The organism is Grimontia marina, from assembly GCF_900060185.1.
Classification (GTDB): domain Bacteria; phylum Pseudomonadota; class Gammaproteobacteria; order Enterobacterales; family Vibrionaceae; genus Enterovibrio; species Enterovibrio marinus.
Genome location: NZ_FIZY01000061.1, coordinates 1 through 26,025, shown reverse-complemented (window position 1 = coordinate 26,025; position 26,025 = coordinate 1). Strand labels below are relative to the sequence as shown.

Genomic DNA, 26,025 nt, shown 5'->3' with positions numbered 1-26,025 from the left:
CCCAGCAGCCCACGAATGTGATTGAGCAAACGCGTCCGCTCAGACGAAAGGTGTCGCCGCATCTGTAGGAAGGTCTGTTCATCCTGCTGCTCCACGCTTTTTACTGCAACATGACGGATGGCTCCATGAACGCTAGCCTCTGCGATGGCCTGTGCATCGTTGTAATCATTTTTCTGCCCCCGCAGATACCCTTTGACATGCTGAGGAGGTAACAACTCAACGTCATGCCCTAGCAGCGAAATCTCACGCCCCCAATAGTGGGCAGAAGCACAAGCCTCCATGGCGACAATGCAGCGCTCTTGCTGAGCCAAGTACCGCAGGAGTTGGCTCCGGCTCAGTTTCTTCTTACCGATGGGCTTTCCCTGCTGGTTTAACACGAAGAGGTAAAAGCTATTTTTTGCCAAATCGATACCGAGCGTTTTACACTTGTTCATGGTCTTCTCCTGCTTATCTAGATAGTCGATAACACTTCTATCTTGGCGCATTATGACGCCGGACTGGAGTAGGAGGAGACCATCTCATCAAACGACCTGAAGATGCAGGATTCAGCGAGATTGACTGACGTTGTGATCGCGGCGTTCCTTTTTGATGTAGTCATCTCCATCAAAAAGGAACAACTAAGAGCACGGCGTCAGTCAACTCGCCCGAAGGGAGGCCATCAATGCCAGCATCTTCAGGTCGTTTGGGTATAAAACTTGTCAGTATGCTATTTGCTATTCACCGAGCGTAGTGATTGATATTTGTTCTGCCACGGGCTCTCCTCGCCAGAACAACTGACTTGCCACCTTCTCTGCCAAAGCCAGGTACACCTCCGAATGCTCACTTTCCGGCTTGCTGGCAACAGTCGGCGCACCAGCGTCAATATCCTCACGAATACTGATATGAAGCGGGACTTGTGCCAAAAGTGACAAACCATGCTCCGTTGCCATCTTTTCTGCCCCACCCTGACCAAATATTGGTTCGTGATGGCCACACTGACTGCAGATATGGTAACTCATATTTTCCACTACCCCGAGAACAGGAACCGCGACCTTCTCGAACATAGCTACACCTTTGATCGCATCAGCTAACGCCAAATCCTGCGGTGTTGTAACCACAACTGCTGCCGTCACTGGAAACTGCTGAGCCAAACTCAATTGAATATCGCCCGTGCCCGGTGGCATATCCACCACTAGATAATCCACGTCTGGCCAATGCGTTTCGTTGACCAGCTGCGAGAAAGCTTTTGACGCCATTGGTCCACGCCACACCATGGCATTTTCATCCGGCACCAGATAACCAATGGAATTACTGAAAAGGCCATGTGCTTCAATCGGCTCCATGGTTTTACCGTCCAATGTCGTTGGCTGCCTACCCTTGGTACCCAGCATGATGGGAAGTGAAGGGCCGTAGATATCTGCATCTAAAATACCCACTTTGGCACCTTGAGCCCTGAGAGCCAGCGCTAGGTTCACCGATGTCGTCGACTTACCCACACCGCCTTTGGCTGAACTGACAACAATAACGTTCTTCACGCCCTTAATCAGGGGCTTTTCGCTGGCTTTCAGAGGAGCGACTTTCTGGCTGATAGCTAACTCGGGGGCATCTTCACCCGCAACTTTTTGCCTTTCAATCCAACCCCGTAGTTCTTCGATCAAACCTGCCGAAGCAAACGGAAACGTTACGGTTATGTCGCCACTTTTGGCTTGGGTTACGAAGCCTTGCTTATCTGCCCAACCCTCAACAAGAGAGCTATGGGTAAATTGATTAAGGAAGGCTTTAACTGTATTCAGGTCTGGCTTGGAATTCTTGTTGAGGCCGATAAACATAGGAAACATCTCCAAATGGTATATATATCTAGCCTAATGAATTTTTTACTATTTCACACCCTTTAAGCATAAGGGTTATTCGATACTGTCGTTGATAACCATTTTCACCGTCTCTCGGACACTTCAAACGTTATCAGCCCCTAGGTTTTCTGGGCCTGATCAGGTAAGATTTGCGCCATTCATTCGATTCAATTGTCAAAAGCGAACTATCTAAATTATGGCTGCAAACCAACGTAAAATTCTGGTTACCTGTGCCCTGCCTTATGCAAATGGCTCTATCCATTTGGGTCATATGCTCGAGCATATTCAGGCAGACGTCTGGGTACGTTATCAGCGCCTGCGTGGCAATACTGTTAACTTTATTTGTGCAGATGACGCACACGGTACGCCAATAATGCTGAAAGCCCAGCAACTGGGTATCGAGCCTGAAGCTATGATCGCTGAGATGCAGAAAGAACACGAAGAGGACTTCGCGGGCTTTGACATCAGTTTTGACAACTACCACAGCACGCACAGCGAAGAAAACCGCGAACTGGCGTCATACATCTACACCCAACTGAAGAACAAGGGCTACATCAATAGCCGCACTATTTCTCAGCTGTTTGACCCTGAGAAAGAAATGTTCCTGCCAGACCGTTTCGTAAAAGGTACCTGCCCGAAATGTAAGTCTGAAGATCAGTATGGTGACAACTGCGATAACTGTGGTGAAACCTACAGCCCAACTGAACTAATCAACCCTAAGTCAGCGGTAAGTGGTGCCACTCCTGTACTGAAAGATTCTGTTCACTTCTTCTTTGACCTTCCACAGTTTGAAGACATGCTTAAAGCTTGGACCAAATCTGGTGCGTTGCAGGAAGAAATGGCGAACAAAATGAACGAGTGGTTCGAGTCTGGCCTGCAGCAGTGGGACATTTCTCGTGACGCACCTTACTTCGGTTTTGAAATCCCGGGTGAGCCAGGTAAATACTTCTATGTATGGCTGGACGCGCCAATCGGATACATGGGTTCATTCAAGAACTTCTGTAATAAGAATGGCAATGTCGATTTCGACGAATACTGGAACAAAGACAGCGACGCTGAGCTTTACCACTTCATTGGTAAAGACATCGTTTACTTCCACAGCCTGTTCTGGCCAGCCATGCTGGAAGGCGCTGGCTTCCGCAAGCCAAACAACGTGTTCGTTCATGGCTATGTGACCGTTAATGGCGCGAAAATGTCGAAGTCGAAAGGCACTTTCATTAAGGCGAGCACTTACCTGAAACACCTGGATCCAGAATGCCTGCGTTACTACTACGCAGCCAAACTGAATAACCGCATCGACGATCTTGACCTGAATCTGGAAGATTTCGTTCAGCGTGTTAACTCTGACATCGTAAACAAAGTGGTTAACCTTGCATCTCGTAACGCAGGTTTTATTGCAAAACGCTTCGACGGCATGCTGTCTGCTGAATGTGCAGAGCCAGCGCTCTATGAAGAGTTTACTTCTGCTGCGGGCCGTATTGGCGAGCTGTTCGAAAATCGTGAATTCAGCCGTGCTATCCGTGAAATCATGGCATTGGCTGACAAAGCAAACCAGTACGTCGACGAGAAAGCACCTTGGGTAGTAGCGAAAGAAGAAGGCAAAGACGCTGAGCTTCAGGCTATTTGTACCATGGGCATCAACCTGTTCCGCGTGTTGATGACTTACCTGAAACCAGTCATGCCAGAACTGGCTGAGCGCTCAGAAGCATTCCTGAACGAAACCCTGAGATGGGAGGGTATTGCAACGCCACTGACTGCTCATAAAGTTGAAGCATTCAAAGCACTTTTCAGCCGTATCGATCCGAAGAAGGTTGAAGAGATGGTCGAAGCGTCTAAAGAGGATGCAGCAGCAGAGAAAGCGGTGGCTGAAAAAGCTAAAGGTCCTTTGGAAGAAGAGCCTATTGCGGATGAAATCGAGTTCGGTGACTTTGCGAAAGTGGATCTGCGTATTGCAAAGATTGTCTCTTGTGAATCTGTGCCAAAAGCTGACAAGCTGCTGAAGTTTCAGCTAGATATTGGTGGTGAGACCCGTCAGGTATTCTCTGGTATCAAGTCCGCTTACAACCCAGAAGATCTGGTTGGCAAGTTCACAGTAGTAGTGGCTAACCTGAAACCACGCAAGATGAAGTTCGGCATGTCAGAAGGCATGATTCTGGCTGCTGGCCCAGGTGGCAAAGATCTTTGGCTGCTTGAGCCACATGAGGGTGCACAAGCTGGTATGCGTGTGATGTAATCACGACGCGAAAACAAAAAAGGGGCTTGGTGCTCCTTTTTTGTTTGTGCATCCAAGAGAACACTTTAGCGACCTTCATCACACTTTCGCACCAAGTTGGTTAGATTCTGCTCCATTGTCGCTCATAAAATTCGACAGAAAAACATAACACATTGTTTTTAAATGAAATATAAATTGGCATACACACTGCACCACTTGTTCAGGCACTCAGGAAAGAGGAACAAGTTATGGCACTATTATCTATCATCACTCCAAACTGGTTAGTTCGCATGACGAAAGGTCTGTCGAGCTCACAGAAGTCCCGACGCGACCACTACCGCTCGCAAATCAGCGATCTTCGTTCACTACTTTGGATGCTTCACGACCACAACACCCGCTATATTCGGTGTCCCCAGTCACCTCAGGCCAGCAAAGCTCGCATAGAGATCGAGGAATTTTGCGAGCAGTTACTGGACGAATGTAATAATCCTCAGCGACCTTTATTCCGCGTGTTGAAATCGAGAATGGAACAAGTGCTGTCATCGCTACCAAACCAGTCAAAAGCAGGTTGGTATGCCATTCATCACAGAGCATCAGACCATCTGATTTACATTATCGATGAAGTCACCCGTTCATATTTGGCAGAAGGGACACTTGATGCAACCTATGAAGAATATCAAGTATTCTGGCAAACATGGATTGATACCAAAGAAGCGCAACTTCGTTATGAACAAGCCGTAATGCGTCTGGCTGAAGGCAAAACAGCTGCATGGCAATCAGTAAACTTACAAAGCCGTATTTTGCAAAAACGCATGCACCAACTTTCTTTGATGTCGAGTGGCGATGCAACACTGGCCTTTGATCGCGTAGATAACCGTTTTGACTCCGTTATCCGCTCAACGGAAGAAGAAATTCCCGCATCCTCACTGATTAAAATCAGTCAGGATTTAAGCGTTATTCTTTTGCATCTTTTTGACCGCGAACTCATCGTCCGTACATCAGACAGTGAGCCAGTTAAAGCAACACCAGGCATCAAAGCCCTTACAGTGAAGACTGGTTAAACAATCTGCCAAAAAAAAGTCAGCCCCTGGGCTGACCTTTCTGCTATCTAGCGTTTGTTAACCAACACGTCGGAACTGAGCAACAAGTTGTTTCTGGGAAGTCAGTGCATCGACCAAACCTTGAGCCTCTTCCACCGTTTCTTTCGCTATATTCAAAGATTGGTGAGAGAGCTCTGAAACAGACTGGATATTGCCATTCATTTCGTTTGATACCGCTGCCTGCTCTTCAACTGCTGTCGCGACCTGATGGTTTCGGTCATTAATGTCTGAAACCAGCGTCTGTGAGCGGCGAAGAGCGTCACCAGCCTTTTCGGCACTGGTCACACATTCTTCAGAAAGAGTCGTACCACGCGCCATTGCATCTACCGCTTGTTGCGTTCCGTTCTGGATAAGTGAAATCACATCTTGAATTTCAGACGTTGACTCCTGTGTTCGTTGAGCCAGTGCCCTAACTTCGTCCGCAACCACGGCAAAGCCACGTCCCTGTTCTCCAGCACGTGCTGCCTCAATCGCCGCGTTCAGTGCCAACAGGTTAGTTTGTTCTGCAATCCCTTGGATGACGTCAGATACTGAACCGATACGTTTGCCATGTTCTTCCAACTCAGATATCACGCTCGAAGCATCGCTCAATTGCTTAGCAAGGTTTTGAATAGCATCAACAGTTTGCCCTACCGTCTCCATACCGGTAAGCGTTGCATCCTGAGCTTCTGTTGCTGCATCCGAAGCACTTTGGGTATTGTCTGACATATCGTTCGCGGTTGCAGACATTTCATTAATCGCCGCTGCAATCTGCTCGGTTTCTGCATTTTGGTTTTCGAGGTTACTCGTTGTTCGCTGACCGTTCTCTTTTGCCGTACTTGCAGAAGCAAGGACTTGGTCGCTACCATCGAGGATCCGACCTACCACAGCGTTGATCTCAGCGGCTCTCATCTTCAATGCCAACTCGATTTCGGAAACATCGTCAATGGCACCGTTGTAAAGATATTCCATTAGCGGATTGTCATACGCCTCTCTCGCCAACTTGGTGACGTTTTCAAGCCGGCGCGTAAGCATAAACATCATAATGATCGAGAAGAAAAATTGTATAGCAACTGCGGCCGCAAAGCCGGTAAAGAAGCCCACTGCACCAGACAAGATAAGGCCTGGAACAAACCACATTGACGCTCGCTGCCACATCCTTAAGCGTGGCATTTTCAGAGCCGACGGCGTCTTTCCTGCAAGCAGTAGAGGATATAATTTTTCTGCGCGCTCAACAGCTTTGCGATCCGGGACGGTACGAACAGACTGGAACTCAACAATCTGCCCATTTTGTTTGATTGGCGACGCGAACGCATTAACCCAATAGTAATCGCCATCTTTAGTTCGGTTTTTTACCAAGCCCATCCAATTGTTTCCGGCTTTGATAAAGTCCCACATATTTTGGAAGGCTGCGGGCGGCATACTAGGATGGCGAACCAAATTATGTGGTTGCCCAACAATCTCATCGAGTGTGTAGCCTGCTACTTCGCAGAAGTCTCTGCTTGCGTATTTCACAATACCGCGCGTGTCTGTAGTGGAGAGCAAGTTGTAATCGGCAGGGAACTTTATTTCTTTATCCGTCACAGGATTATTGACTCGCATACGAAACGACCTTTTCTTAGTTGCGACAATTTCTAATTAGTAATAGTAGTAGAATAAATTGACGCCAAAAGAGAAGGTTGCGGCCATATAACCATCATTCAAACAAACCCGACTTTAACTCTTTGATTTATATAATGTTTAAAATATGAAACATAAGTGACATCAGTCCAAGAATTGGAATAATAATCATAATGCTGACTGCCTATTTGAACTTATAAGCATAAATATCAATACAGCAATTAGAACTTGCTTTTTGATTTATAAAAAACCGGCCAAAAGGGCCGGCTTTTTTGTAAAAATCAACTTTATCCAATATGAGTTAAGCCACCCATATAAGGGCGAAGTACTTCTGGGACTTCAATACGGCCATCTTCCAACTGGTAGTTCTCAAGAATAGCTACCATGGTACGACCAACAGCCAAACCCGAGCCGTTCAGGGTATGAAGTAGCTCTGGCTTCTTCTCAGCCTTACGGCGGAAGCGTGCTTGCATACGGCGTGCCTGGAAATCGCCCATGTTTGAACAAGATGAAATTTCACGGTAAGTAGCTTGTGCTGGTACCCACACTTCCAAATCGTAAGTCTTAGCAGAGCCGAAGCCCATGTCACCAGTACACAGGATTACTTTACGATAAGGCAGATTCAGAAGTTGCAGAACTTTTTCAGCGTGACCGGTCAGTTCTTCCAGTGCCGCCATTGAATCTTCTGGCTTCACGATTTGTACCAATTCGACTTTATCGAACTGATGCATACGGATAAGACCACGGGTATCACGACCGTAAGAACCCGCTTCAGAACGGAAACAAGGCGTATGAGCGGTCATGCGAATTGGTAAGTCAGCTTCTTCCACGATAGTGTCACGAACCATGTTGGTCAGCGGCACTTCAGCAGTTGGGATCAGAGACATACCCACGCCTTCTTCGGTCGCAGGCTGGGTGTGGAACAGGTCTTCTCCAAACTTAGGTAGTTGACCAGTACCGAACAGGCTGTCTGCATTCACCAGGTATGGCACATACATTTCAGTGTATCCGTGCTCAGTGGTGTGAAGATCCAGCATGAACTGTGCAATTGCACGGTGTAGGCGCGCCATCTGACCTTTCATCACAATGAAACGTGAACCAGACAGTTTCACTGCGCTGGCAAAATCCAGGCCGCCGGTCAGCTCGCCCAGATCAACGTGATCTTTGACTTCAAAATCGTAAGTTTTAGGTTCGCCCCAGACTGAGATTTCTACATTTTCAGATTCGTCTTTACCTACTGGCACTGCATCATCAGCGATGTTTGGCACACCCATAGTGATATCGTTCAGTTGTTCCTGAAGGTCTGTCAGTTCCGCTTTCGCTTTGTCCAGCTCGTCGCCCAGGTTTTCTACCGCTGCCAGCAGTGGCTGGATATCTTCACCTTTCGCCTTCGCCTGACCGATGGACTTGGATCGCGCATTACGCTCAGCTTGCAGCTCCTCGGTGCGTACTTGCAGCGATTTGCGCTTTTCTTCCAGATTGCGGAGAGTGTCAACGTCAAGCTTGAAGCCACGACGTGCCAGTTTTTCAGCTGTTGCGTCCAGCTCGGTACGAAGTAGTTTTGAATCCAGCATGTTAATCCTGTGAATCGTTAAACAGTGCCTTAAAAGAAGTTGACGCTGCCACGCACTATTATGGCAACGTCAAATTGAAAGGATTTTTCTTCCTGAGATGGGTGACTTTAATCACCACATTTATTGGGTAAAACAATACCCAAATTGACCTTTATTTCCTAGCGTTTTCGAGGGCTATTTGCATTCAACTGCTCAAGAAACGCCAGCTTTTCTGCAATTTTGATTTCCATTCCGCGATTCACTGGCTGGTAGTAGCGTGTGCCTTTCATTTCTTCAGGGAAATAGCTCTCACCTGCGGCATACGCATTTGGCTCATCATGGGCATATCGATACCCATCACCATACCCCATTTCTTTCATCAGAGTCGTTGGCGCATTGCGAAGGTGGTTTGGCACTTCATAATCAGGGTGCATTTTGGCATCACGTAATGCCGCTTTCCATGCGACATAAACTGAATTACTCTTTGCTGCACATGCCATGTAAACCGTTGCCTGCGCAATGGCACGTTCGCCTTCTGCCGGTCCGACGCGGGTGAAACAATCCCAGGCGTTAATGGCTATTTCCATTGCACGCGGATCCGCATTGCCAATGTCTTCAGAGGCAATGGCGAGCAGACGACGGGCAACATAGAGCGGGTCACCACCAGCGGTGATGATTCTGGCGTACCAATACAAGGCAGCATCTGGATCAGAACCACGGACCGACTTGTGAAAGGCGGAAATTAGGTCGTACCAGAGATCACCCTTGTTATCAAAGCGTGCAATCTTCTCTCCGGCTACTTCGGCGAGCAAAGGCAAGGTGATCAGCTTCTTACCACTGGCGTCTGGTTCTGCCATGTCTGACAACAGTTCCAGATAGTTCAGCGTCATTCGAGCATCACCAGAGGTGAAATCAGCCAATTGCGCTTTGACACCCTCGGCGAATTCTAGTTTTTCACCACCCAGTCCACGCTCGTTGTCAGACAGTGCCTGATCGATCACTTCCAACACATCGTCAGTATCAAGAGATTTGAGCTTGTAAACTCGCGCTCTTGAGAGGAGTGCGTTGTTCAGCTCGAATGACGGGTTTTCCGTCGTTGCACCGATAAAGGTGATGGTGCCATCTTCAATATGCGGCAGAAAGGCATCCTGCTGGCTTTTGTTGAAGCGATGCACCTCGTCAACAAACAGAATCGTCCGTCTGCCGACCAATTGGTTTTCTTTAGCTTTATCTATCGCAAGGCGAATGTCTTTTACACCGGATGTGACTGCAGATACCCGTTCAATTTCTGCGTTGGCATAACCTGCGGCGACTTCTGCCAGCGTGGTTTTACCTGTTCCAGGCGGCCCCCAAAGGATCATCGAATGCAGCTGCCCGCTTTCGAGAGCACGGCGCAGAGGTTTGCCTTCATCGAGGAGATGTTTTTGGCCTATGTATTCGGCGAGGTTAGTTGGCCGCATACGCGCGGCCAAGGGGCGAAAGTCGTCCGCAAAATCCAGACTGAGGTTACTCAAATTAGCTTTCTCTGATTACTGTCGCTGGTCATCCAGCTCAACACCTTCCGGAACAGTAAAGCTGAACAGTGACGCTTTCGGAGTGACATTCTTTACGTCATCCAGTGCAAAGCGACTTTGCTGTCCGTCCTGCTCCACCACGGCAAATTCGGTAATTTTGCCATCAGGTTTCACACTAACAACAAACTCACCCAAATTTGAGGCTTCTTTTGGAGACAAAGTGAAAGTATCGCCATCCTGCTCCACGTTGTAGTTTTCCCAATCGCTTGGATTGTTGCGGGTCAGCAGAACAAATGGCGTCTGTGAAGTCGCATCATCCAGCCGCATAGCTGTGACTTGTTCAATGAAGGGGCTGTAGTACCACAGTGTTTCACCGTCTGAAATCAGGTGGTTTTCGTCTGGCGTCACGGTTTCCCAATTGAACAGGTTTGGGCGCTTCATGGCGAGACTTCCTTCGCCTTCGCTGATCACATCCCCCTCTGGACTAGTGACCGTTTGTTCAAAATTTGCCGTGAAGCTGTTGAGTTTTGACAAGCGAGAATTCAGCTCTTGCTGCGGATTTGCAAACACTACAGGTGCTACCAGCAGCAAAGAGAACAACATTTTTTTCATTCTTATTCCAATCAATCTCTTGGCGGTGGTGGCGGTGCCAACACCTCCCGATTTGAGTTATGGCCTGGCGGGCTGACAATGCCCTGCGCTTCCAGCTGTTCAACAATTCGCGCGGCACGGTTATAACCGATTTTAAAGCGGCGCTGTACTCCCGAGACTGAAGCTCGACGAGATTCGGTCACAAACTCAACCACTTGGTCAAACAGCTGATCGAGTTCTTCACTGCCGCCACCTTCCGGTGCTTCACCTGGCAGAAGGCCATCACTACCCTGATCACCACTGGTGATTTCAGAAATGTACTGCGGCTTGCCACGCGCTTTCCAGTTGCTGACCACGCGGTGAACTTCATCATCGTTAACGAAAGCACCATGCACACGCGCAGGATGGTTTGAACCATTGGGCATAAACAGCATGTCACCCATACCAAGCAGGGATTCCGCCCCACCCTGATCCAGAATGGTTCGGGAATCTGTTTTGGTTGATACCGTAAACGCCATGCGTGTCGGAATGTTTGCTTTAATCAAACCTGTAATCACGTCCACAGATGGGCGCTGCGTAGCGAGCACAAGGTGAATACCCGCAGCACGTGCCTTCTGGGCAAGACGTGCAATCAGCTCTTCTACCTTCTTACCCACCACCATCATCAGATCTGCAAATTCATCGACGATCACCACGATGTAAGGCAGTTTCTCCAACACAGGTGCAGTTTCATCCATACTGTCACCCGGCTTCCAAAGCGGGTCCGGGATAGGGTGATCCGCTTCTGCGGCTTCGCGGATTTTGTCGTTGTAGCCAGCAATATTTCGAACACCCAATGCAGACATGAGTTTGTAACGACGTTCCATTTCCGCCACGCTCCAGCGAAGCGCATTGGCGGCATCTTTCATGTCAGTAACCACTTCGGTCAACAAATGTGGGATACCTTCGTAGACGGAAAGTTCCAACATTTTTGGGTCAATCATGATGAAGCGAACGTCTTCAGGCCCTGCTTTGTAGAGCATACTGACGATCATCACGTTTACACCGACGGATTTACCGGAGCCTGTTGTACCAGCCACCAGCATGTGTGGCGCTTTGGCAAGGTCCGTTACAATAGCTTCACCGGCAATGTCTTTACCCAGAACGACTGACAGCGGTGATTTCGAAGACTGGAAGCGCTCACTCGCCACCACTTCTGACATGAACACGGTTTCACGGCTGGTATTTGGTAGTTCTAGTCCGATGTAAGGTTTGCCTGGAATCACATCAACAACGCGAACAGCACTGGTTGAAAGCGAACGGGCAATGTCTTTTGACAGGCTCATGATACGGCTGACTTTCACACCCGGTGCCAGCTCAAGTTCAAAGCGCGTGATAACCGGACCTGGGAAAATCCCCTTCACAGTGACTTTGATTTTGTATTCTTCAAGGCGTGTTTCAATCAAGCGGGCCTGATACTGCAGCTCTTCATCCGATGCGCGGGTTGCTGTGTTGTGTGGTGGGTTAAGAAGATCAATGGTTGGCAGCGGCTCTTTCGGCTTCGGCAGGTTCGGTTCATCTTTGACTAGGAACGGATGTACAACACCAGCGGCATTTTTCTGCGCTTCACGAATTGTTTCGAGGAAAGGATCCTCTTCTTCATCTGGAATCACCGACTCTGCCTGCGCACGGTCAAGCTCAGACAGCCCGTCAGTATTTCCAATCACAATGTCTTCACGTGCTTCTTCAATCACAACGGACTCTGTCGAACCGAAGTTGACATCATCATCCCAAGGAGCTCCATCGCTCTCGGCCATGCTCTCTTCTGAAAAAGTTTCTTCAGAAGCCGTTTCCGAAATCAGTGTTAGGTTGACCTGCTCTGGTTCAGCAAGTACTTCAGCGTCATCATTTATCTCGGCTTCTTGACTGTTGCTGACAAAAACTGGCTTTGGCTCAGGCGCGATGACATGTTCATCTATTTTTGCATCCATTGTCATCACTGGCTCTTTGCGCTTTGCTGATGCCGCAATTGTCGCATGTATTACTGGTGGAGCAGTGACCGACTGGTTTTCTTCCGCGATATCTACACGCTGAGCTCCGTTAAGTCGCGAGACATCAGCCAACTCAGGCGTTTTTTCAAGCGGCTTGGCGAACAATGGATCCAATTCATCGATGTCATCTTCCAGCTCAGAGGTATCAACGGTTGAGCCAATCATCTGTGGTTTGTCACCACGGGCACGGTTTACCAGCCAAGTGATGGCCGACAGCGTTTTCTCACCAAGAGTATCTACAATCGTCAACCAAGAAATACCCGTAAACAGAGTAAAGCCGGCGGCCCAGACGAACATAAACACCAGTGTGGTACCCAGTAGATTGAACATGGGCAATGAAAGCTCTGTTAGTACATCGCCAACAACACCACCGGATGAAAAGAACCAGAAGTCATCGAAGTTGAGATCCGCTAAACCACAGCTGGTTAAAAGCAGCAGCACGACACCGAGGATTCGGGTTGCCATAATGGTGTAGTTCAGTGGTTCTGATTCACTGCGGCGACGGAAGAAAACCCAACCACCAAGTAGCAAGAGAAAAGGAAGTGGATAAGCAAGCGTACCCAACGCAAAAAACAGGGTATCCGCCACCCAAGCACCCGCATTACCCGCAGCATTTTGTACTGGGCCATCCCAAGCAGTTTGGGACCATGATGGGTCGGATGAATCGTAACTGAGTAGAGATACGAGGATAAAGACAGCAGACAGCAGCGCAATAATCAGTGCGCTCTCTTTCAAACGTTGTTTTCCGTTCAATCGACGTGAGGTGTCTGCCTGTTTCTGCTCCTGACGCAAGAAGAACTCCATTATCACCTATCTTTCTAACTGTAAGCCCTGAAATCGTTTCATACCCCATCAGCACTATGGATGATTAGAGCGGCTTTATAATTCATTATGATTGCCTATGCCCGTTTGGCGAAAAACTCTTCAATAACGGTCAAATACTGGGTTAACAACCCTTGCTTTTGCAAAAGTGTACACCAAACAAAAAAACAAACCGAGCAGCAAGCTACTCGGTTTGTAGAATATAACACTTATCTCAATCCTCTTTGTCCGAGGGCTGTGAGTATGTTAACGCGTTTTTATTACCAGATGATTTGTTTGTTTCACCTCTTCCATCACCACATAGGTTCGGGTGTCGTTAACACCAGGAAGACGCAGCAGGGTTTCACCCAGCAGCTTACGGTAAGCAGACATATCTGATACGCGCGTTTTCAACAAGTAGTCGAAATCACCGGAAACCAGATGACATTCCTGAATATCTTCAAGCTGTTGAACGGCCTTGTTAAACTGTTCGAACACATCAGGAGCACCACGGTTCAGAGTAATCTCTACAAATACCAACAGCGACGCATCGAGAAATTGAGGGTTCAATAACGCGGTATACCCGGAGATATACCCTTGTCGCTCAAGGCGACGAACACGCTCAAGACATGGGGTTGGCGACAGTCCTACCCGCTTCGAAAGTTCAACGTTTGAAACACGTCCATCCTTCTGAAGTTCATTAAGAATATTCCTGTCAATGCGATCCAATTCCTTGGAGGGTTTCTTTTTGGCTTCAACCATTTTTTATTCCACCTTTTTACTTCCTTGCAACGTTAAATGCCATTTTTTTTAACATATCTTATATATTTAGCATCAAATCCGGCTTTTGGCGAACTATACTAGCCCTAAATACAACAATACCACAAAACAACAGCCAATAACTCTATAAAGAAGCGAGGACTTAGGATGATCATTGGTGTACCTAAAGAAATCAAAAACCACGAGTACCGTGTAGGCATGGTCCCTGCCAGCGTCCGCGAGCTGATATCCCACGGCCACACTGTTCACGTCCAGTCCCAGGCAGGCGCGGGTATCGGCTTCAGCGATGATGACTACATCAAGGCTGGTGCTTCTATTCTTCCAACTGCAGAAGATGTCTTCGCAGCTGCTGAAATGATTGTCAAAGTTAAAGAGCCGCAGGCAGTTGAACGTGCCATGCTTCGCGAAGGGCAAATTTTGTTTACCTATTTGCACCTTGCACCAGATTTTCCACAGACACAAGACCTTATCAAGAGCAAAGCTGTCTGTATAGCCTATGAAACCGTAACAGATTCTAAGGGTAGATTGCCACTTTTGGCGCCGATGTCAGAGGTCGCAGGACGAATGTCTATTCAGGCAGGTGCACAGGCGTTGGAAAAATCGCGCGGCGGTGCCGGTATGCTGCTGGGTGGTGTTCCAGGCGTTGAACCCGCTAAAATCGTGGTGTTAGGCGGCGGTGTGGTCGGTTCCAATGCAGCTCGAATGGCTGTTGGAATGCGGGCAGATGTCACAATTTTAGACCGCAACATCGACACACTTCGTGCATTGGACGAAGAGTTTCAGGGACGCGCAAAAGTTTTATACTCAACAGAAGAAATTCTTGAAAAACACGTTCTCGCCGCAGATTTGGTCATCGGAGCAGTACTTATCCCTGGTGCAGCAGCACCAAAATTGGTAAATGCTGAACACATCAAACGCATGAAAGCAGGCGCAGCAGTCGTCGATGTTGCTATCGACCAAGGTGGCTGTTTCGAAACCTCGAAAGCAACAACACATGCCGACCCAACGTATATTGTCGACGACGTGGTTCACTACTGTGTGGCAAACATGCCTGGTGCTGTTGCACGTACCTCTACTTTTGCGCTAAACAACGCCACTCTCCCTTACATCGTGAAACTGGCAAACTTTGGTTATCGTGACGCGCTGCTTTCTGATCAAAACCTGCTGAACGGTCTCAACGTGATTGACGGTAAAGTCACCATCCGTGAAGTGGCGGAAGCATTTGATCTGGAATATGTCGACGCAAAGGCGACACTGGCCTAACTCAAGCGTAATAACAGATAACATTTTTCGATAAAGGGCACCGCATGGTGCCCTTTCTTTAACTCTACAATTTCCCTACAATCGGTACTATTGCATAACACTAAATCCACCCGGAGAAATAATGAGCAACGTAAAGCATGCAAGCCTTCTAATCTTAGGTTCTGGCCCTGCTGGCTACACCGCTGCAGTTTACGCGGCGCGCGCTAACCTGAACCCTGTCATGGTGACTGGTCTGCAACAGGGCGGTCAGCTAACGACCACGACAGAGGTTGAGAACTGGCCGGGTGATGCTGAAGGTCTAACTGGCCCAGCACTGATGGAGCGCATGAAAGAGCACGCTGAGAAGTTTGATACTGAAATCATCTTCGATCACATCAACGAAACGGATCTGACCCAGCGCCCTTTCCGCCTGAAAGGCGACAATGGCGAATACACCTGTGATGCACTGATCATTGCAACGGGTGCATCTGCTCAGTATCTGGGCATGGAATCAGAGGAAAACTTCAAAGGACGTGGCGTATCAGCGTGTGCAACTTGTGACGGTTTCTTCTACCGTAACCAAAAAGTGGCAGTCATTGGCGGCGGTAACACGGCTGTTGAAGAAGCACTTTACCTGTCTAACATCGCTTCAGAAGTTCACCTGATCCACCGTCGCGACAGCTTCCGTGCAGAGAAAATTCTGGTTAACCGCCTGATGGATAAAGTTGAGAACGGTAATATCGTTCTGCACACTGACCGCGTTTTAGATGAAGTGCTGGGCGATGACATGGGTGTGACTGGTGTTCGAATTAAAGACACTCAGTCAGATACAACTGAAGAGCTGGACGTGATGGGCCTGTTCGTTGCTATTGGCCATAAGCCTAACACTGGCATTTTCGAAGGCCAACTGGACATGCACAATGGCTACATCAAAGTGCAATCTGGCCTTGAAGGTAACGCGACGCAAACCAGTGTAGAAGGCGTATTCGCTGCAGGTGATGTGATGGACCATATCTACCGCCAGGCAATCACTTCTGCTGGTACAGGTTGCATGGCAGCACTGGATGCTGAGCGTTTCCTTGACGCACAAGCTAAATCCCAGTAATTCATCCCTGTTAGGGCCCGTTGATATGCGGGCCTAACATTTTGCCATTTCAGCCTTCCAAAGACCGATATTAACCACAGGGATCGCTCCTGCTAGGCTCATCGTATCGGTAACATAAAAATACCAATGAAGTACTATGGATAAAAAGAAACAGCGATCGCTCTCCCAATGGCTCAATGGGCAAAGCAAGCTTGGCAAAACCTGGCTGATGGCAGCCATCGGACTGGCTTTCTTGTCCGGTCTTTTCCTTGTTGCCCAAGCAGCTTTGCTCGCCAATATTCTCCACGACTTAATCATTGAGAAAGCCGACAAATCCGAACTTTGGCTCTCTTTTGTCGCACTTGGTATCGTTGTGTGTATTCGTGCCCTATGCAGTTGGGGTAAAGAGCAAGCCGGCTACCGAGCAGGCGAAGCCGTACGTCTTCATATCCGCAAACTGATCCTCGATAAGCTCCATGAACTGGGTCCTGCAACGATTCAGGGCAGACCAGCAGGCACATGGGCCAGCCTGATCCTCGAACAAGTTGAGGAGATGCAGGACTTCTTTGCCCGCTACCTGCCACAAATGGCCATTGCTGTTCTGATTCCCTTTATCATTCTGATTGCAGTATTCCCTTTGAACTGGGCGGCTGGCTTGATTTTCCTAGTAACCGCACCATTGGTGCCATTTTTCATGGCTCTGGTAGGAATGGGGGCAGCTGATGCCAACCGACGCAATTTTAAAGCGCTACAGCGACTTTCTGGTTACTTCTACGATCGCCTCCGTGGCCTTTCTACCATTCGCCTGTTCGATCAGGCAGAAGCGGAAAGCAATCACCTTCGCGTCGCTTCAGAAGACTTCCGTAAACGCACCATGGAAGTGCTGCGACTGGCATTCCTCTCGTCCGCTGTGCTGGAGTTTTTCACCGCTCTATCTATTGCGATCACCGCGGTGTATTTCGGTTTCAGTTACATTGGAGAACTGAACTTCGGCCATTACGGTATCGGCATTAGCCTTTTTACTGGCATTTTTGTTCTGGTTCTGGCCCCTGAGTTTTACCAGCCTCTGCGCGATCTGGGCACTTTCTATCACGCAAAAGCGCAAGCGATTGGTGCTACAGAATCCATTGTCAATTTCCTCGACTCGACGCCAGAACACCAAGCGTCGGGCAGTGCAAAAGTGTCTGATGAAGCGATCAGTATCAAGGCTACCGATCTCGAAGTTCTTAGCCCTGATGGTGTTGTTCTCGCCGGCCCTATCAGCTTTGAGATTCGGGAAGGTCAAAAGGTCGCGCTTGTTGGCCAAAGTGGCACAGGTAAAACCAGCTTAATTAACGCGATTCTCGGCTTTTTACCATACCGTGGCAGCCTATCCGTGAATGGTATGGAGCTAAAAAATGTAGATTTAGCTTACTGGCGCAAGCAGGTAAGCTGGGTGGGCCAGAACCCACAGTTATTCCACGGCTCGGTGAAAGACAATGTATGTCTAGCCGCTCCTATGGCAACCAATGAGCAAATTCAACGCGTAACCAGGGCCGCTTATGCTGACGAGTTTATCCAGCGACTCGAGAAGGGTCTGGAACACTCGGTCGGTGATCGTGCATCTGGGTTGTCTGTCGGACAGGCACAACGCATCGCGGTTGCCAGAGCTTTGCTTCAGGAAGGCCGCTTCTGGGTGCTTGATGAGCCAACAGCAAGCCTTGATGCGTCCAGCGAACGTTTAGTGATGGAAAGCCTCGACCATGCCACTAAAGACACCACCTCTTTGTTGGTCAGCCACCGCATCGACCATTTGGGCGGATGTGACAACATTCTGGTGATGCAACTGGGTAAACTGGTGCAACAAGGCACCTTCGAACAACTGAAACATGAAGGGGTCTTCGCCGAGATGATCCAGGCTGTTGACAGGAGCGATCTCGATGCGTGATTTGATTCCTTTCCTGAAACTATACAAAAAGCACTGGTTCGGCTTGTCGCTTGGCATGCTGTTATCTTTCGCGACACTGGCTGCTGCAATTGGTTTGCTTACCCTGTCAGGTTGGTTCATTGCTGCTTCTGCAGTCGCAGGCCTGCTGGCGACAGCAAACTTCAATTACATGCTGCCAGCTGCAGGTGTGCGCGGCTTTTCTATCGCAAGAACAGCTGGCCGTTGGGGCGAGCGCGTTGTCAGTCACAATGCCACCTTCAAGCTGCTGGCAGACCTTCGGATCTTCTTCTTCGAGAAACTGACGCCACTTATCCCAGGTAAAGTCGGAAACCTGCGCGATGCCGATATCCTTAACCGTCTGGTGGCGGATGTGGATGCGATGGATCATGTTTATCTTCGTCTGGTCAGCCCGCTGATTGTCGGAGTGCTGGGCATTTTGAGTATTAGTGGTTTCCTGTATTGGTTTGATCCAGTTATCGGTCTCACACTTGGTGGCATCTTGCTGTCACTAATGTTGGTGCTGCCTGTGGTGTTCTACCACCTTGGTAGGTCACATGGCATTGAAATCACTCAATCCAAGTCGCAACTGCGTATTTCTTTGCTCGACTGGCTACAGGGTCATGCCGAACTGCAAATCTTCGGCGCCGCTGATCGTTATCGCGACGCGGCAGTAGAAGCAGAGCAAAGTCTTTTGTCATCACAAAGACAGATGGCGCGTATTACAGGCCTGGCAAATGGCGTATTGCTGGCAGCCAATGGCCTGACACTGGTATTTATGCTTTGGTTGGCCGCTGATGGCATTGGTGGCGAACTGCCTAATCCTTATGTCGCTATGGTTGCATTTGCCACTATGGCAAGCTTCGAATTGATGATGCCTGTAGCCGGAGCATTCCAGTACCTGAGCCAGACAATGACATCAGCGAAGCGTCTAAACGAAATCATTGAGGCAGAGCCGGAAACACCGTTTGATCCCATGGGTCACAACAACACAGCCAAAGGAGATATCACTTTCAATGATGTGACCTTCTCATACCACGGATCAGAAAAACCAGCGGTAAATGGCATTTCACTGTCCGTGAAAGTCGGTGAAAAAGTGGCGCTATTGGGTCGAACCGGTTGCGGTAAATCCACCCTGCTACAGTTGATTACCCGTGCGTGGGATCCATCATCAGGCAGTATCTGTATTGATGGCGTCGCTTTGGATACTTGGCGTGAGTCAGCTCTGAGAAGCTCCATTGCTGTCGTCAGCCAGCGCGTTGATGTGTTCAACGGCGCAGTGCGTCACAACCTCTACATGGCGAAGCCCAACGCATCGGACGAAGAACTAACTTCCGTCATCGAGCAAGTTGGTCTGTCTGCTTTGCTGGAGGGTCCGGGACTAGACACCTGGCTAGGAGATGGCGGTCGCCAGCTATCCGGTGGTGAGAGACGTCGCCTTGGCATTGCAAGAGCACTGCTGCGAGACGCGCCTATCCTGCTTCTGGATGAGCCTACGGAAGGTTTGGATGTAAAAACAGAGCGACAAATCCTGTCTTTGCTGCTCGACCATACCAAAGAGAAAACCGTATTGTTTATTACACACCGTCTGGTGGGGCTGACCGAAATGGACAAGGTGTGTTTAATGGATGAAGGGCGAATTATCGAACAGGGCTCTCACCAAACCCTGAAAGAAGCAGGCGGTCGATACAGCCAACTGCTTCAACGAATTCAATAACCTGTTTAAACTAAAGGGAGCTTAGCTCCCTTTTTTTACCTTAAAGAAGTGATATGACCATCTATTTGCCGCCACTGGATGACAACAACCCCGACTTTTTCCCTCCCGTTTCATCGGCACTGGAAGAACCCGATGGCTTGTTGGCTATTGGCGGAGATCTATCGCCAGAAAGATTGCGTGTAGCGTATTCAAAAGGCATCTTCCCTTGGTTTGGTGAAGATGAACCGTTGCTCTGGTGGTCACCAGCGGAACGGGCAGTGATTGATCCCATTGCTTTTGTGCCAAGCCGGAGCCTCAAAAAGTATGTGCGCAAACAAGGCTACCGGGTTTCCATCAACCGGGCGTTTGAACAGGTCATTCAGCATTGCGCGCTAATCCGGGGCGAAAACCAGGTGTGGATTACACCAGAAATGCGCGAAGCCTATATCCGCCTCCACCAACTTGGTTCGGCTCATAGTGTCGAGGTATGGCAGGAAGATGAGTTGATTGGGGGTTTGTACGGCGTCAATGTCGGTTCACTCTTCTGCGGTGAATCCATGTTCTCGCTGAAAACCAACGCATCAAAAACAGCGCTTTGGTATTTCTGTGAGCATTTCCAGCACCACGGGGGGAAGTTGATTGATTGTCAGATGATGACAGATCACCTCGCTTCGTTAGGCGCAGAACCTGTTCAGAGGCATGATTTTACTCAGCTACTCAGTGAACTGAAACTCCAGATCACTGACGCTTCTCTGTTCCGCTCACAATGGATTGACGTCAACCATGTCTAGCCAATCGATAAGAATTGGTGTGATGGCTCCATCCGCATGTAGCTATCTGGCCGGTCATGAAGAGTCGGTTGCGGTGGTTCTCGACCCCGAACTTCACACCGACAGTGGCTATGGGTTTCTCGTGCAAAGCGGTTTTCGCCGGAGCGGGAACAACATTTACAGACCTTACTGTAACGCCTGTACAGCTTGTCACTCCCTTCGGGTTGATACACACGGATTTATTCCATCGAGAAGCCAAAAACGTCACCTGAGCCAACTGAAGCGTCTTACTGTCGAATTTAAGGACAAGATGGATACGAATTGGTTCTCTCTTTACGAACGCTACATTTCAGCCCGTCACCGCAGTGGCTCTATGTACCCGGCGAACAAGGAGGACTTTCGTTCTTTTGTGAAGAGCGACTGGCAGACCTCCAAATACCTCCACCTCTATGAGGACGAAAAGCTTATCGCCATTGCCGTCACCGATTTGTTAGAACACGGATATAGTGCTATTTACAGTTTCTTTGAACCCGCCCACGCTTGGTCATTGGGATCGCTCTGTGTTCTGGCGCAAATTGAACAGGCCCGGAAAAGCGATATCCCTTGGTTATACCTTGGATTTCAAATCGATGCTTGTAGTGCGATGAACTACAAACAAAAGTTCAAACCTCACCAGCGTTATGTGGCCGGCAGTTGGATAGATGGCGAGCAGTTTTAGGCAACAGAGTTCCTGGCGTGTTTACCTCTCGGTTTTCTTCAACCCAACCGGCATAAAAATGCATAAACCTTAACCAATAGCCGATTTTTGCTGGTCAGTATGGATGCAAAGGGGTAAAATTCCGCCCCTAAACTTTACAGACTCAATCAATCAAGGCATTATCTGCCGGTCAAAAATTGGCTGATCGGTAGCCCAAGAGGATTAAATGGCAAAAGAAGACGTAATTGAAATGCAAGGTACCGTTCTGGATACCCTGCCAAACACTATGTTCCGCGTAGAACTCGAGAACGGCCACGTAGTAACTGCACACATCTCAGGTAAGATGCGTAAAAACTACATCCGTATCCTGACCGGTGACAAAGTTACCGTTGAGATGACGCCTTACGACCTGTCTAAAGGTCGCATCATCTTCCGCGCGCGCTAATCCTCACGTCTCGCGAACACAAAAAACCCGGCAATCGCCGGGTTTTTGTCGTTTTACAAAACCGGACTCTAATGCGTCCGGTTTGATATTTAGGCTGGCTCCATTTCGTCGCTGAAGCTGAACGTCAGTTTGTCATTCTTCACGCCAACTTTAACCGTTCCGCCATTGACCAAACAGCCAAACAGCAGTTCGTTCGCCAAGTTCTTTTTCACATGCTCCTGCATGACTCGCGCCATTGGACGTGCTCCCATCGCTTTATCGTAACCTTTTTCTGACAGCCAGAACTTGGCCTTGTCGGTCACTTCCAGCGACACGCCACGGGCATCCAATTGAGCCTGTAGTTCCACGATGAACTTATCCACCACCTGAAGAATAATGCTCTTATCAAGATGGTTGAACCAAATGATGTTATCGAGGCGGTTACGGAATTCAGGTGAAAATACCTTCTTGATTTCCGACATTGCATCATGGCTGTGGTCTTGTTGGATCAGACCAATAGACTTGCGTACCGTTTCAGTCACACCGGCATTGGTCGTCATTACAAGAATCACGTTACGGAAATCTGCTTTACGACCATTGTTGTCGGTCAGCGTACCATTATCCATCACCTGCAGCAGCAGGTTAAAGACGTCTGGGTGAGCTTTTTCAATCTCATCCAGCAGCACCACACAGTGTGGATGCTTGATAACCGCGTCAGTCAACAAACCGCCCTGATCGTAGCCAACATAACCCGGAGGTGCACCTATCAAACGGCTGACGGTGTGACGCTCCATGTACTCAGACATATCAAAGCGCTGAAGTTCGATACCCATTGCACGGGCAAGCTGCACTGTAACTTCGGTTTTACCTACACCAGTAGGACCAGCAAACAGGAATGAACCCACCGGTTTGTTTTCTTCACCAAGACCTGCACGGCTAAGTTTAATCGCTTCGCACAACGCACTGATTGCATCATCCTGGCCAAAGACCAGCATCTTGAGTTTCTGATCAAGCGACTGTAGAACATCACGGTCGGTTGAAGACACGGATTTCTCTGGAATGCGTGCCATCTTAGCAATCATGGCCTCAATATCACCCACACCAACCGTTTTCTTACGCTTACTGGCCGGAGCCAAACGACAGCGAGCACCAGCTTCATCGATGACATCAATCGCTTTATCTGGCAAATGACGCTCGTTGATATACTTGGCCGAAAGCTCAACCGCTGCACGGATCGCTTTGTTGGTATAACGCACTTCGTGGTGAGCTTCGTATTTGGGTTTCAGGCCCATCAGAATCTTGGTGGTGTCATCCAAAGATGGCTCAATCACATCGATCTTCTGGAAGCGACGTGCCAATGCACGCTCTTTCTCAAAGATGCTGCTGTATTCCTGATACGTCGTTGAACCAATACAACGGAGTTTACCGCTCGACAGCAAAGGTTTAATCAAGTTCGCGGCGTCGACCTGTCCACCGGAAGCTGCACCTGCACCAATGATGGTGTGGATTTCGTCAATGAAAAGTACTGCGTGGTCTTCTTTTTCTAGCTGCTTAAGTATGTTCTTGAAGCGCTTCTCGAAATCACCACGATACTTGGTACCAGCAAGCAGCGAACCAATGTCCAAGGAGTAGATCACGCAATTCTGAATAATCTCAGGAACCTGACCCTCTACGATACGCCAGGCCAGGCCTTCTGCGATAGCTGTTTTACCAACGCCAGCCTCACCCACCAGCAGAGGGTTGTTCTTACGACGACGACACAACACCTGAATGGTGCGCTCCAATTCTTTGTCGCGACCAATCAATGGATCTATACCACCAACACGCGCCAACTGATTTAAGTTGGTTGCAAAATTCTCGAGCCGCTCTTCCCCGCCTTCAACGGCAGTTTCGTCAGACGACAAATCCGCCCCTGGCAATTCTTCATCGCTGCTGGAAGATTTGGTTGTGCCATGTGAGATGAAGTTAACAACATCCAAACGGCTGATGTCATTTTTCTTGAGAAGGTAAGCTGCATGCGATTCCTGCTCGCTGAAAATCGCGACCAATACGTTCGCACCACTGACTTCACTACGACCTGAAGACTGCACGTGGAAAACAGCACGTTGAAGGACACGCTGGAAGCTCAAGGTTGGTTGAGTTTCTCGGTTATCGTCGTCTACAGGGATAAGTGGAGTGGTTTGTTCAATGAATGCTTCCAGCTCTGTACGCAGAGCATCGAGATCCGCACGGCAGGCGAGTAATGCTTCTCGAGCCGCGACGTTTTCCAGAAGCGCCAGTAGCAGATGTTCAACAGTCATGAACTCATGACGTTTTTCACGTGCTCTTGCAAATGCCCCATTAAGGCTTGCTTCGAGTTCTTTATTTAGCATAAGGCACCTCCCTCAAATACCACATTACGGCGTGCCGGAGAAAAACCAGGGTTATGACTTAGGCTTTCTCCATGGTGCACAGCAGTGGGTGTTGATGTTCTTTCGCATGCATCATTACTTGTGCGACTTTCATCTCGGCAACTTCCGCAGTGAATACGCCACAAACAGCTTTACCTTCGTAGTGCACCGTAAGCATCAGCTGTGTTGCTTTCTCTATGTCCATTGAAAAAAACCGCTGCAACACCTCCACTACAAACTCCATGGGGGTGTAATCATCATTATTCAATACCACTTTGTATAATGATGGTGGTTTTACCTTGGTTTCTTCCGCTTCCTTTACATCAGAATCCGGAACTATCCATTCGTACAATTTGCTCATAAGGGATTACAATCTTTAAGGTAGCTCAAGTGTTTCTTATAAAACAATTATTTATACGTCAGAATCATAGATTGAGACATCAAACACAAGAATCTCTACCACTATTTAAAACGTAATCCACAGATTGTATTCCAGCAACCGTTTCATTGCTACGGGCCGTTCACAATCGCCTGCTATTTCTCCACACAATTAGCAGTGATCATGCCCATCAAAACCAGACCGAGGTTATATCCATTCAATTTCAGTTCAATATCTGGCATTTAGCAAAACCCAAGTGTCAGATTTTCCATACAAGGAAAGTCAATTTTATTCAGTCTCACTTTTATAAAATCGTCTCGAAAGATGAAAACTTAATTTCTGAGATGAATGTTTAGCGATTTGGCATCACAAATGGAAATATAAGCTTATTGGTGTATCAACACACCAATTCACAAGTGGGCATTTTAGTGACAAATTACTAGTTTTGAAGGGAATATTATTTGAAGTACGCTCACCTCTAATACCCATGAAACATATATCCATTGATGGAGTCGCAAATCAACCCCATATATCAATCTCTTATTGAGTAAACTTTAGACCAATTAATGAAACCCTGTTTACAAAAATGATACCCCTATCATCCTTCTGCCAGAACAATAGCCATTTTTATTAAAATGTTGTTATATGAGGGCTCATAGGCTTGACTGTCTAAATCTTTCTACTAGAGTGGGAATTGAAGTAAAAACATACTGCATCATTTACTCCTGAGTAACGTGATCGCACAGGTTGATTTTACTTATAGTTATGCAATTTGAATGCAAGAGGGATGTTTCGCATGGCAACTGGTACAGTTAGAAGTGGACCCCATTGGTTGGACACACAAGCTAATTTTTTAAGTGTTTGATCCCGCTCATGCTGCGTATCTTTGCCTGCCGAAGTAGGCTTCATCAGGAGTAAGGTCATTGAGTCCCTGATGGTTACGCTCTTCGTTATAGAACACCATGTAGTGGCCGATTTCAAGTTCAGCTTCTCGGGGGGTGGTATAGGCTTTTAAGTAAACCTCCTCATATTTCAAGCTACGCCATAATCGCTCGATGAACACGTTGTCGACCCAGCGTCCTTTCCCATCCATGCTTATCCGTACATCATGGTCGATTAATCTCTGAGTAAACTCAGCGCTAGTAAACTGGCTGCCTTGATCTGAATTGAAGATATCGGGCGGCCCGTAGTGTTGCAGTGCGTCTTCGAGAGCCTCAATGCAAAAGCTTGTATCCATCGTATTCGACAAGCGCCAAGCCAGTACTTTGCGGCTATACCAGTCGATAATGGCCACCAGATACAGGAACCCCTTCGCCATGGGGATGTACGTGATGTCAATCGCCCAAGCTTGGTTTGGATAAGTGACATCGATATCACGCAGCAGGTAGGGATAAACCTTGTGTGCTTTGT

Annotated in this window: 20 protein-coding genes; 9 read left to right on the top strand and 11 right to left on the bottom strand. The window is 48.3% G+C overall.

Translation table 11 applies throughout. The annotated features are described in order from the left end of the window. Positions 1-434: IS110 family transposase (locus GMA8713_RS21685; RefSeq protein ID WP_198159450.1), on the bottom strand; the 434-nt coding region annotated here is incomplete at its 3' end. Between the two features lie 279 nt (positions 435-713). Next, positions 714-1,808: an iron-sulfur cluster carrier protein ApbC gene (gene apbC, locus GMA8713_RS21680; RefSeq protein WP_062714188.1), complete on the bottom strand. Its 1,095-nt coding sequence runs from the start codon at positions 1,806-1,808 to the stop codon at positions 714-716. Between the two features lie 217 nt (positions 1,809-2,025). Between apbC and metG the strand changes: the two genes are divergently transcribed. Both metG and GMA8713_RS21670 read left to right on the top strand, forming a co-directional pair. Then, entirely contained in the window at positions 2,026-4,062 is a 2,037-nt protein-coding gene (metG, locus tag GMA8713_RS21675; protein ID WP_062714187.1) for a methionine--tRNA ligase, read from the top strand. A gap of 227 nt (positions 4,063-4,289) precedes the next feature. After that, positions 4,290-5,102, top strand: a complete 813-nt coding sequence (locus tag GMA8713_RS21670; protein ID WP_062714185.1) for a hypothetical protein — start codon at positions 4,290-4,292, stop codon at positions 5,100-5,102. A 57-nt stretch (positions 5,103-5,159) separates the two neighbouring features. Here GMA8713_RS21670 and GMA8713_RS21665 read toward each other — a convergent pair whose 3' ends face one another. The 6 genes from GMA8713_RS21665 to lrp form a co-directional block, all read right to left on the bottom strand. Then, on the bottom strand, positions 5,160-6,722 hold the full coding sequence (locus GMA8713_RS21665) for a methyl-accepting chemotaxis protein (protein ID WP_062714183.1): 1,563 nt from the start codon (positions 6,720-6,722) through the stop codon (positions 5,160-5,162). A gap of 305 nt (positions 6,723-7,027) precedes the next feature. Next, positions 7,028-8,314 (bottom strand): serine--tRNA ligase, encoded by a 1,287-nt coding sequence (gene serS, locus GMA8713_RS21660; protein WP_062714181.1) that lies wholly within the window; start codon positions 8,312-8,314, stop codon positions 7,028-7,030. 158 nt (positions 8,315-8,472) lie between these two features. Then, positions 8,473-9,807, bottom strand: coding sequence for a replication-associated recombination protein A (locus GMA8713_RS21655; protein ID WP_062714179.1), 1,335 nt, complete (start codon positions 9,805-9,807; stop codon positions 8,473-8,475). Positions 9,808-9,822: 15 nt separating this feature from the next. Then, positions 9,823-10,419, bottom strand: a complete 597-nt coding sequence (gene lolA, locus GMA8713_RS21650) for an outer membrane lipoprotein periplasmic chaperone LolA (RefSeq protein WP_062714177.1) — start codon at positions 10,417-10,419, stop codon at positions 9,823-9,825. Between the two features lie 11 nt (positions 10,420-10,430). Beyond that, entirely contained in the window at positions 10,431-13,232 is a 2,802-nt protein-coding gene (locus GMA8713_RS21645; protein WP_062714176.1) for a DNA translocase FtsK, read from the bottom strand. Positions 13,233-13,496: 264 nt separating this feature from the next. Continuing rightward, on the bottom strand, positions 13,497-13,991 hold the full coding sequence (gene lrp / locus GMA8713_RS21640; protein WP_040528471.1) for a leucine-responsive transcriptional regulator Lrp: 495 nt from the start codon (positions 13,989-13,991) through the stop codon (positions 13,497-13,499). Positions 13,992-14,156: 165 nt separating this feature from the next. Here lrp and ald point away from each other — a divergent pair, with 165 nt between their 5' ends. The 7 genes from ald (at position 14,157) to infA (ending at position 21,867) form a co-directional block, all read left to right on the top strand. Further along, positions 14,157-15,272 (top strand): alanine dehydrogenase, encoded by a 1,116-nt coding sequence (ald, locus tag GMA8713_RS21635; protein ID WP_062714174.1) that lies wholly within the window; start codon positions 14,157-14,159, stop codon positions 15,270-15,272. A 121-nt stretch (positions 15,273-15,393) separates the two neighbouring features. Further along, complete coding sequence (gene trxB / locus GMA8713_RS21630; RefSeq protein ID WP_062714172.1) at positions 15,394-16,356, top strand: thioredoxin-disulfide reductase; 963 nt, start codon at positions 15,394-15,396, stop codon at positions 16,354-16,356. A gap of 136 nt (positions 16,357-16,492) precedes the next feature. Further along, complete coding sequence (gene cydD / locus GMA8713_RS21625; protein WP_062714170.1) at positions 16,493-18,262, top strand: heme ABC transporter permease/ATP-binding protein CydD; 1,770 nt, start codon at positions 16,493-16,495, stop codon at positions 18,260-18,262. Then, positions 18,255-19,976 carry a heme ABC transporter ATP-binding protein/permease CydC gene (gene cydC, locus GMA8713_RS21620; protein ID WP_062714169.1) on the top strand — a complete coding sequence of 574 codons (1,722 nt, stop codon included), beginning with the start codon at positions 18,255-18,257 and terminating at the stop codon, positions 19,974-19,976. The genes cydD and cydC overlap by 8 nt, the downstream gene beginning before the upstream one ends. A gap of 53 nt (positions 19,977-20,029) precedes the next feature. Continuing rightward, positions 20,030-20,746, top strand: a complete 717-nt coding sequence (gene aat, locus GMA8713_RS21615) for a leucyl/phenylalanyl-tRNA--protein transferase (protein ID WP_062714166.1) — start codon at positions 20,030-20,032, stop codon at positions 20,744-20,746. Then, on the top strand, positions 20,739-21,443 hold the full coding sequence (locus tag GMA8713_RS21610; protein ID WP_062714164.1) for an arginyltransferase: 705 nt from the start codon (positions 20,739-20,741) through the stop codon (positions 21,441-21,443). The genes aat and GMA8713_RS21610 overlap by 8 nt, the downstream gene beginning before the upstream one ends. Before the next feature lie 205 nt (positions 21,444-21,648). Continuing rightward, a complete protein-coding gene (gene infA, locus GMA8713_RS21605) occupies positions 21,649-21,867 on the top strand; it encodes a translation initiation factor IF-1 (RefSeq protein ID WP_002539157.1) in 219 nt (72 codons plus the stop codon). A gap of 89 nt (positions 21,868-21,956) precedes the next feature. Here the strand turns inward: infA and clpA are convergent, their stop codons facing one another. From clpA to GMA8713_RS21590, 3 genes are all read right to left on the bottom strand, one after another. Beyond that, positions 21,957-24,218, bottom strand: a complete 2,262-nt coding sequence (gene clpA, locus GMA8713_RS21600) for an ATP-dependent Clp protease ATP-binding subunit ClpA (RefSeq protein ID WP_062714162.1) — start codon at positions 24,216-24,218, stop codon at positions 21,957-21,959. 58 nt (positions 24,219-24,276) lie between these two features. Continuing rightward, positions 24,277-24,597 carry an ATP-dependent Clp protease adapter ClpS gene (clpS, locus tag GMA8713_RS21595; RefSeq protein WP_062714160.1) on the bottom strand — a complete coding sequence of 107 codons (321 nt, stop codon included), beginning with the start codon at positions 24,595-24,597 and terminating at the stop codon, positions 24,277-24,279. Between the two features lie 889 nt (positions 24,598-25,486). Next, on the bottom strand, positions 25,487-26,025 hold a 539-nt coding region (locus GMA8713_RS21590; RefSeq protein ID WP_062705098.1), incomplete at its 5' end, for an IS3 family transposase.

What these genes read in the sequence shown, in the direction of transcription:
- lrp (WP_040528471.1), bottom strand. Translation starts at nt 13,991, where the DNA reads ATGGTTGAAGCCAAAAAGAAACCCTCCAAGGAATTGGATCGCATTGAC.
- metG (WP_062714187.1), top strand. Translation starts at nt 2,026, where the DNA reads ATGGCTGCAAACCAACGTAAAATTCTGGTTACCTGTGCCCTGCCTTAT.
- clpA (WP_062714162.1), bottom strand. Translation starts at nt 24,218, where the DNA reads ATGCTAAATAAAGAACTCGAAGCAAGCCTTAATGGGGCATTTGCAAGA.
- ald (WP_062714174.1), top strand. Translation starts at nt 14,157, where the DNA reads ATGATCATTGGTGTACCTAAAGAAATCAAAAACCACGAGTACCGTGTA.
- aat (WP_062714166.1), top strand. Translation starts at nt 20,030, where the DNA reads ATGACCATCTATTTGCCGCCACTGGATGACAACAACCCCGACTTTTTC.
- cydC (WP_062714169.1), top strand. Translation starts at nt 18,255, where the DNA reads ATGCGTGATTTGATTCCTTTCCTGAAACTATACAAAAAGCACTGGTTC.
- trxB (WP_062714172.1), top strand. Translation starts at nt 15,394, where the DNA reads ATGAGCAACGTAAAGCATGCAAGCCTTCTAATCTTAGGTTCTGGCCCT.
- clpS (WP_062714160.1), bottom strand. Translation starts at nt 24,597, where the DNA reads ATGAGCAAATTGTACGAATGGATAGTTCCGGATTCTGATGTAAAGGAA.
- GMA8713_RS21645 (WP_062714176.1), bottom strand. Translation starts at nt 13,232, where the DNA reads ATGGAGTTCTTCTTGCGTCAGGAGCAGAAACAGGCAGACACCTCACGT.
- apbC (WP_062714188.1), bottom strand. Translation starts at nt 1,808, where the DNA reads ATGTTTATCGGCCTCAACAAGAATTCCAAGCCAGACCTGAATACAGTT.
- GMA8713_RS21670 (WP_062714185.1), top strand. Translation starts at nt 4,290, where the DNA reads ATGGCACTATTATCTATCATCACTCCAAACTGGTTAGTTCGCATGACG.
- serS (WP_062714181.1), bottom strand. Translation starts at nt 8,314, where the DNA reads ATGCTGGATTCAAAACTACTTCGTACCGAGCTGGACGCAACAGCTGAA.
- cydD (WP_062714170.1), top strand. Translation starts at nt 16,493, where the DNA reads ATGGATAAAAAGAAACAGCGATCGCTCTCCCAATGGCTCAATGGGCAA.
- lolA (WP_062714177.1), bottom strand. Translation starts at nt 10,419, where the DNA reads ATGAAAAAAATGTTGTTCTCTTTGCTGCTGGTAGCACCTGTAGTGTTT.
- GMA8713_RS21665 (WP_062714183.1), bottom strand. Translation starts at nt 6,722, where the DNA reads ATGCGAGTCAATAATCCTGTGACGGATAAAGAAATAAAGTTCCCTGCC.
- GMA8713_RS21610 (WP_062714164.1), top strand. Translation starts at nt 20,739, where the DNA reads ATGTCTAGCCAATCGATAAGAATTGGTGTGATGGCTCCATCCGCATGT.
- infA (WP_002539157.1), top strand. Translation starts at nt 21,649, where the DNA reads ATGGCAAAAGAAGACGTAATTGAAATGCAAGGTACCGTTCTGGATACC.